We start from the raw sequence: 7147 nt of genomic DNA, 5'->3' as shown, positions 1-7147 counted from the left end.
AGCAAGCTCGCTCCCACAAGGGGGGCTGTGCGTGCTGTCCTGAGTGTAGGAGTTGGCGAATAACGGCGATAGTCCAGCCATGTCGTTCTCAACACTTTTTCTACCCATGACCACCGCTCCTCCGCTAAGTCTTTGCTTCTGCTCGCTAATCCCGGACAATCGCGGCCCTGTTTCGGCCAGGGCGCTGCCTGTCGGGCTTTTCCGACTCGTCCTGGCCGGGTGCACGTGACCGGAAAGCGGAGATCCGACCGGATGAATGACCAGGCCAACAGCGTCCAAGAGCGCTTTGAAACCACCGTCCCAACTACCCTCGGCCAGTGGAGTCGCCACGACACCACCTGGATGCTCGGCCTGTTCGGCACCGCCATCGGTGCAGGCACGCTGTTTTTACCGATCAATGCGGGCCTGGGCGGCTTCTGGCCGCTGCTGGTCCTGGCGTTGCTGGCGTTCCCCATGACGTTCTATGCGCACCGCGGCCTGACGCGGTTTGTGTTGTCCGGGCGTGACGGTGCGGACATCACCGAGGTGGTGGAAGAGCATTTCGGTCTGAAGGCCGGGGCATTGATCACCTTGCTGTACTTCTTCGCGATTTTCCCGATCCTGTTGATCTACAGTGTGGCCCTGACCAATACCGTGGGCAGCTTCCTGGAGCATCAACTGCATATCCAGCCGCCACCACGGGTGGTGTTGTCGCTGGTGCTGATCCTGGGCCTGCTGGCGGTGGTGCGCTGCGGCGAACAGGCGATCGTCAAGGCCATGAGCCTGATGGTCTATCCGTTTATCGTTGCGCTGCTGTTCTTGGCGGTGTTCCTGATTCCGCACTGGAACGGCGGCATCCTGACCACGGCGACCACTGCGCCTGAGCCTTCGGCCTTGCTGCACACGCTGTGGCTGGCGATCCCGGTGATGGTGTTCTCGTTCAACCACTCGCCGATCATCTCGGCCTTCGCGGTGGATCAGAAGCGCCGTTATGGTGCCAACGCCGAGGAACGCAGCTCGCAGATCCTGTCCCGCGCCCATGTGCTGATGGTGGTGATGGTGCTGTTCTTCGTGTTCAGTTGCGTGCTGACCTTGTCCCCGGCACAGTTGGTCGAGGCCAAGGCCCAGAACCTGTCGATCCTGTCGTACCTGGCCAACCACTTCAGCAACCCGACCATCGCGTTCGCCGCGCCGTTGATTGCCTTCGTGGCGATTGCCAAGTCCTTCCTCGGTCACTACATCGGCGCCAGCGAAGGCCTCAAGGGCTTGATCGTCAAGAGTGGCCGTCGTCCAGCGCCCAAGACCCTGGACCGCCTTACCGCGGCGTTCATGCTGGTGGTGTGCTGGATCGTCGCCACGCTCAACCCGAGCATCCTGGGCATGATCGAAACCCTGGGCGGCCCGGTCATCGCGGCCATCCTGTTCCTGATGCCGATGTACGCGATCCGTAAAGTCCCGGCCATGGCCCGCTACCGCGGCCAGGCTTCCAATGTCTTCGTTGTGTTGGTGGGTTTGGTGGCGATTACGGCGTTGGTTTATTCCCTGACGGCCTGATCGGCCCACAATGGTGGGGTGGCGTGTCCAAATCTGCCAATCGACACCATTCCCAGTGGCGAGGGAGCTTGCTCCCGCTGGGGCGCGAAGCGGCCCTGGGGTCTGACGACCAGGTGTGTCAGGCAGTGGTTGGGGCTGCTGCGCAGCCCAGCGGGAGCAAGCTCCCTCGCCACAAGAGCGATTGAGGCATCAAATCCCAGGCATAAAAAAACGCCGCCCCTCGCAAGAAGGGCGGCGTTTTTAGTCGAGCGTCTAAGCCTTAGGCTTGAACGACCGGGATGTTGGCGTTAGCAGCCGCTTCACGGAACTCGGCGATCTGGTCGAAGCTCAGGTAGCGGTATACGTCCGCTGCCATGCTGTCGATCTTGCCGGCGTATTCCATGTACTCCTCGACGGTCGGCAGGCGACCCAGGATGGACGCGACGGACGCCAGTTCGGCCGAGGCCAGGTAGACGTTCGCGCCGTCGCCCAGACGGTTCGGGAAGTTACGGGTCGAAGTCGACACCACGGTGGAGTTCGGCTCGACGCGTGCCTGGTTACCCATGCACAGCGAGCAGCCTGGCATTTCCATCCGTGCACCGGCCTTGCCGTAGATGCCGTAGTAGCCTTCTTCGGTCAGCTGGTGAGCGTCCATCTTGGTCGGCGGCGACAGCCACAGGCGGGTTGGCAGCTGGCCCTTGACCTGATCCAGCAGCTTGCCGGCCGCGCGGAAGTGACCGATGTTGGTCATGCACGAACCGATGAACACTTCGTCGATCTTCTCGCCAGCCACGCTGGAGAGCAGGCGAGCGTCGTCCGGGTCGTTCGGCGCGCAGAGCACAGGCTCCTTGACGTCGGCCAGGTCGATCTCGATGACTTCGGCGTACTCGGCGTCCTGGTCGGCTTCCAGCAGTTGCGGGTTGGCCAGCCAGGCTTCCATCGCCTGGGCACGACGCTCCAGGGTGCGGGCATCGCCGTAGCCTTCGCCGATCATCCAGCGCAGCAGGGTGATGTTCGATTGCAGGTACTCGGCAATCGATTCCTTGGACAGCTTGATGGTGCAACCGGCAGCCGAACGCTCGGCGGAGGCGTCGGACAGTTCGAACGCTTGCTCGACGGTCAGGGTCTCCAGGCCTTCGATTTCCAGGATGCGGCCGGAGAAGGCGTTCTTCTTGCCTTTCTTCTCGACGGTCAGCAGGCCTTTCTGGATGGCGTAGTAAGGGATGGCATGCACCAGGTCACGCAGGGTGACGCCCGGTTGCAGCTTGCCCTTGAAACGCACCAGGATCGACTCAGGCATGTCCAGCGGCATGACGCCGGTGGCGGCGGCGAAGGCCACCAGGCCGGAACCGGCCGGGAACGAGATACCGATCGGGAAACGGGTGTGGGAGTCGCCACCGGTGCCGACGGTGTCCGGCAGCAGCATGCGGTTCAGCCAGCTGTGGATGATGCCGTCGCCCGGACGCAGGGAAACACCGCCACGGGTCATGATGAAGTCAGGCAGGGTGTGGTGGGTGGTCACGTCGATCGGCTTTGGATAGGCCGCGGTGTGGCAGAAGGACTGCATCACCAGATCGGCGGAGAAGCCCAGGCACGCCAGGTCCTTGAGTTCATCACGGGTCATCGGGCCAGTGGTGTCCTGGGAGCCGACGGTGGTCATCTTCGGTTCGCAGTAGGTGCCAGGGCGCACGCCCTTCACGCCGCACGCCTTGCCGACCATTTTTTGCGCCAGGGTGTAGCCCTTGGTGCTTTCAGCCGGAGCTTCTGGCTTCTTGAACAGGTCCGATGGCGGCAGGCCGAGTTCGGCACGGGCCTTCTCGGTCAGGCCACGGCCGATGATCAGCGGGATACGGCCGCCGGCACGGACTTCGTCCAGCAGGACCGGAGTCTTCATTTCGAAGGTGGTCAGGACTTCATCGGTGCCGTGCTTGCAGACCTTGCCCGCATGCGGGTACAGGTCGATCACGTCGCCCATGTTCATGTTCGATACGTCGAACTCGATCGGCAGGGCGCCGGCATCTTCCATGGTGTTGTAGAAGATCGGGGCGATCTTGCTGCCGAAGCAGAAACCGCCGGCACGCTTGTTCGGCACGTAAGGAATGTCGTCGCCGAAGAACCACAGCACCGAGTTGGTCGCCGACTTACGCGACGAACCGGTACCGACCACGTCACCGACGTAGGCAATCGGGAAGCCTTGGCCACGCATCTCTTCGATCTGCTTCATCGGGCCGGTCTTGCCTTGTTCGTCAGGCACGATGCCGTCGCGGGCCATTTTCAGCATGGCCAGGGCGTGCAGCGGGATATCAGGACGGGACCAGGCGTCCGGGGCAGGGGACAGGTCGTCGGTGTTGGTTTCGCCAGGAACCTTGAAGACCCGCAGGCTGATCTTGTCGGCCAGCACCGGGCGCTTCTTGAACCACTCGCCATCGGCCCAGGATTGCAGTACGGCCTGGGCGTGGACATTGCCGTTCTTGGCTTTTTCAGCCACGTCGTGGAAGGCGTCGAACATCAGCAGGGTGTGCTTGAGTTCCTGGGCGGCCACTGGCGCCAGCTCGGCGTCGTCCAGCAGTTCCACCAGGGTCACGATGTTGTAGCCGCCCTGCATGGTGCCGAGCAGTTCAACGGCGCGCTTCTTGTCCAGCAGAGGGGATTGGGCCTGACCCTTGGCCAGGGCGGACAGGAAGCCGGCCTTGACGTAGGCGGCTTCGTCGACTCCAGGCGGAACGCGATTGGTGATCAGGTCAACGAGGAAAGCTTCTTCGCCAGCCGGAGGATTCTTCAGCAGCTCGACCAGGCCTGCGGTTTGTTCGGCGTTAAGCGGCTGGGGAACGATACCCAGTGCTGCGCGCTCTTCGATATGTTTGCGGTAGGCTTCAAGCACAGTTATTACCCTCATCAGTGGTCCCAAATGGGTGTCCGGGACGCTCATCCAGAAACTCACGGTACCCATGCGCGTCGGAGGCTTTTTGAGCCACTACGCCAGGGTTCCCGGAGCTCCTCACAGAAGCTGCTTTCAAAGTTTTACGCCTGCAGAACGGGGAGCTGATGAGGGTTGGCGTCAGGCTTTCCCCGCTGGAAAGACCCTTCGCCAACACCGCTCTGAAGGAACGACTGTGCTCGTGACGCTTTGAAAACAGCTTCTAACGGACATTGGCGCCTTAAAAGGCTGGCTGATTCTACGGGAAAAAAAAATTAAAGGTAAGTTGGGCTCTCTAGTTTGAGGGGTGATCAATCTTAGACAAAGGGCTAACATGCCGGCCTGTCTCGCTTTTGTGTGCGTTTTTTCTCATGCCCAACCAGCTAATCAAGACCCCCTGCGTCGGCCTGTGCTCCACTGTCTACGGTGACCTGGTGTGCCGTGGCTGCAAGCGGTTCCACCATGAAGTGATTCACTGGAATGGCTACAACGAGGACGAGAAGCGGGCGGTATGGATGCGGCTGGAACAGCTGTTGGTACAGGTGATGGTGGCCAAGCTGGAGGTTTTCGACCCTGGGCTGCTGCGCCAGCAACTGGAGACACGCAAGATTCGCTTCGTGGCCCATCAATCGGAATACTGCTGGGCTTATCAGCTGATCGCCCGGGGCGCTCGGGTGATCAATAACCTGGAAGCCTATGGGATGGTGTTGCTGCCGGAATTTCGCGACTGGGAACTGCCGGACCTGCGCGATGCCATTGATCGGGAATTTTTCCTGCTGTCCGAAGCGCATTACCAGCGTTACATCGCGCCGGGGTTTTTGAAGGATGCGATGGGCGGCTGACCCCGCAGTTGAGGACCAGCCCCCTGTGGCGAGGGAGCTTGCTCCCGCTCGGCTGCGCAGCAGACGCCTGGATTTTTCAGGACCAGAGATTTTTAAGATCAGGAGCGAGGGCCGCTTCGCAACCCAGCGGGAGCAAGCTCCCTCGCCACAAGAGCGAATCCGCTTTATTCCTTCACCGCCAACTCCACCAGATGATCCTCGACCTCCTGGGGCTTGAGCACCAGTACGTCGCTTTCCAGCGTATCGAGCACCGCTTCGGCGGTGTTACCAATCAAGACCCCTGACAACCCTGAGCGCGCCACCGTGCCGATCACGGTCACCGCCGCCTGGAGCTTATGGGCGATGAACGGAATCAGCACGTCCGCCGGCCCCTCTTCGATGTGCAGGTGCTGGTCGTCGATGTCGAACTCGGCCTGGAACGCCCGGCACTGTTCGCGGTAGCGGGCCTCGATGGTTTCCTTGAGCTGGAATGTCGGGTCCGCTGCCGACAGCATCGGCGAGGGATGGGCGCTGATCACGTGAAGATGGGCTTTTGCCAGGCTGGCGATGTCGTAGCCGTGGTCGATGATGGTGTTGTGCAGGTGACGGTGCTCGCCGTCGGCGTTGCCGACATCGACCGCTGCCAGGATCACCCGGTCTTTCCATGAGCCGGCGGTCTTCACCAGCAGTACCGGCGTCGGGCAATGGCGCAGCAGTTTCCAGTCGCTCGGCGTCAGCAGGGCTTTTTTCAACGGGCTGTCGGGGAAGTGCTGCTTGATCACCAGGCCACAGCCTTCGGCCTGCTGCACGCCGATGATGGTTTCGTACAGGCTTTCATTCCAGGCCTGCTCGGTGGTCACGCTGTAGCCGTCGGCCTGCAGTGCGCTTTTGAGGACGCTGAGCAGGCTGGCATGGTCATGCCGCTTGTCGCACACCAGCAGGTGCAGGTGGGCCTGGGTCACACCGGCGATCAGCTTGGCGCGCTTGAGCGCCAGGCTTTCCGAATGTTCGGGTTCGATGACCACCAGAATGCTGCGAATGGCTTGCATGATCGGCGTCTCCAGCGAGAAAGGGCACGAGCGTTGCTCAACTATAGTCCTTGTAGAGCAGTCTAGTGGTTGTGCGGGAGTCGTTGACTTGACGCATATCAACAGCGGTGGCTGGTGGTCTCGGGGCAGGCCGGTATAATCGGCGCCCTTCGCTCGATTACCTTTTACCGTGAGCCCGATGATCCTTCCCGAAATCCGTGAGTTCCTTGGCTGCCGCACCCCGGATGCCTGGGTCCAGGCCGCGCTGGCCGACCAGGAGACGCTGCTGATCGACCACAAGAACTGTGAGTTCAAAGCCGCCAGCACCGCCCTGAGCCTGATTGCCAAGTACCATTCCCACGTCGACCTGATCAACATGATGTCGCGCCTGGCCCGGGAAGAACTGGTGCATCACGAACAGGTCATGCGCCTGATGAAAAAGCGCAAGGTCGGCTTGCGCCAGCTCTCGGCCGGGCGCTATGCCTCGGGTCTACGCAAGGTGGTGCGCAGCCACGAACCGGTCAAGCTGGTGGACACCCTGGTGGTCGGCGCCTTTATCGAGGCCCGCAGTTGCGAGCGTTTCGAAGCGCTGGTGCCGCATCTGGACGAAGAACTGGGCAAATTCTATTTCGGCCTGCTGAAAAGCGAGGCCCGGCATTTCCAGGGGTACCTGAAACTGGCCTACCAGTACGGCGATTCCAAGGACATCGCCCAGGTGATCGACAAGGTCCGCGAGGCCGAGCGTGAGTTGATCGAGTCGATGGATGTGGAGTTTCGGTTTCACAGTGGGGTGCCGGCGGTATAGAGGTGCCTGTGCCGACGCATCGGGGGGGGGGGGGGGGGGGGGGGGGGGGGGGGGGGGCACGGGG

At 61.7% G+C, this 7147-nt stretch carries 5 protein-coding genes; 3 read left to right on the top strand and 2 right to left on the bottom strand.

Going from position 1 to position 7147, the window contains the following annotated elements; all coding sequences use genetic code 11:
* Positions 1-252: 252 nt before the first annotated feature.
* Positions 253-1533: a serine/threonine transporter gene (locus ACLEJR_RS26875; RefSeq protein WP_440817729.1), complete on the top strand. Its 1281-nt coding sequence runs from the start codon at positions 253-255 to the stop codon at positions 1531-1533.
* 259 nt (positions 1534-1792) lie between these two features.
* On the opposite strand, the gene acnB is transcribed toward ACLEJR_RS26875, so the two are convergent.
* Entirely contained in the window at positions 1793-4393 is a 2601-nt protein-coding gene (gene acnB, locus ACLEJR_RS26870; protein ID WP_440817732.1) for a bifunctional aconitate hydratase 2/2-methylisocitrate dehydratase, read from the bottom strand.
* Between the two features lie 407 nt (positions 4394-4800).
* Between acnB and ACLEJR_RS26865 the strand changes: the two genes are divergently transcribed.
* Entirely contained in the window at positions 4801-5271 is a 471-nt protein-coding gene (locus ACLEJR_RS26865; RefSeq protein WP_440793446.1) for a DUF1289 domain-containing protein, read from the top strand.
* A 164-nt stretch (positions 5272-5435) separates the two neighbouring features.
* Here the strand turns inward: ACLEJR_RS26865 and ACLEJR_RS26860 are convergent, their stop codons facing one another.
* Positions 5436-6299 (bottom strand): universal stress protein, encoded by an 864-nt coding sequence (locus tag ACLEJR_RS26860; protein ID WP_440793444.1) that lies wholly within the window; start codon positions 6297-6299, stop codon positions 5436-5438.
* A gap of 178 nt (positions 6300-6477) precedes the next feature.
* On the opposite strand from ACLEJR_RS26860, the gene ACLEJR_RS26855 reads away from it, so the two are divergent.
* Positions 6478-7083 carry a tRNA-(ms[2]io[6]A)-hydroxylase gene (locus ACLEJR_RS26855; protein WP_440817726.1) on the top strand — a complete coding sequence of 202 codons (606 nt, stop codon included), beginning with the start codon at positions 6478-6480 and terminating at the stop codon, positions 7081-7083.
* Positions 7084-7147: the final 64 nt, after the last annotated feature.

The organism is Pseudomonas sp. SMN5 (assembly GCF_052041925.1).
Taxonomy (GTDB): Bacteria; Pseudomonadota; Gammaproteobacteria; order Pseudomonadales; family Pseudomonadaceae; genus Aquipseudomonas.
Note: the sequence above shows the minus strand (reverse complement) of the source record. Positions and strands in the feature narration are given on the sequence as shown.

Coding starts and splice junctions, on each gene's coding strand:
- ACLEJR_RS26875 (WP_440817729.1), top strand. CDS start 253: ATGAATGACCAGGCCAACAGCGTCCAAGAGCGCTTTGAAACCACCGTC.
- ACLEJR_RS26860 (WP_440793444.1), bottom strand. CDS start 6,299: ATGCAAGCCATTCGCAGCATTCTGGTGGTCATCGAACCCGAACATTCG.
- ACLEJR_RS26865 (WP_440793446.1), top strand. CDS start 4,801: ATGCCCAACCAGCTAATCAAGACCCCCTGCGTCGGCCTGTGCTCCACT.
- ACLEJR_RS26855 (WP_440817726.1), top strand. CDS start 6,478: ATGATCCTTCCCGAAATCCGTGAGTTCCTTGGCTGCCGCACCCCGGAT.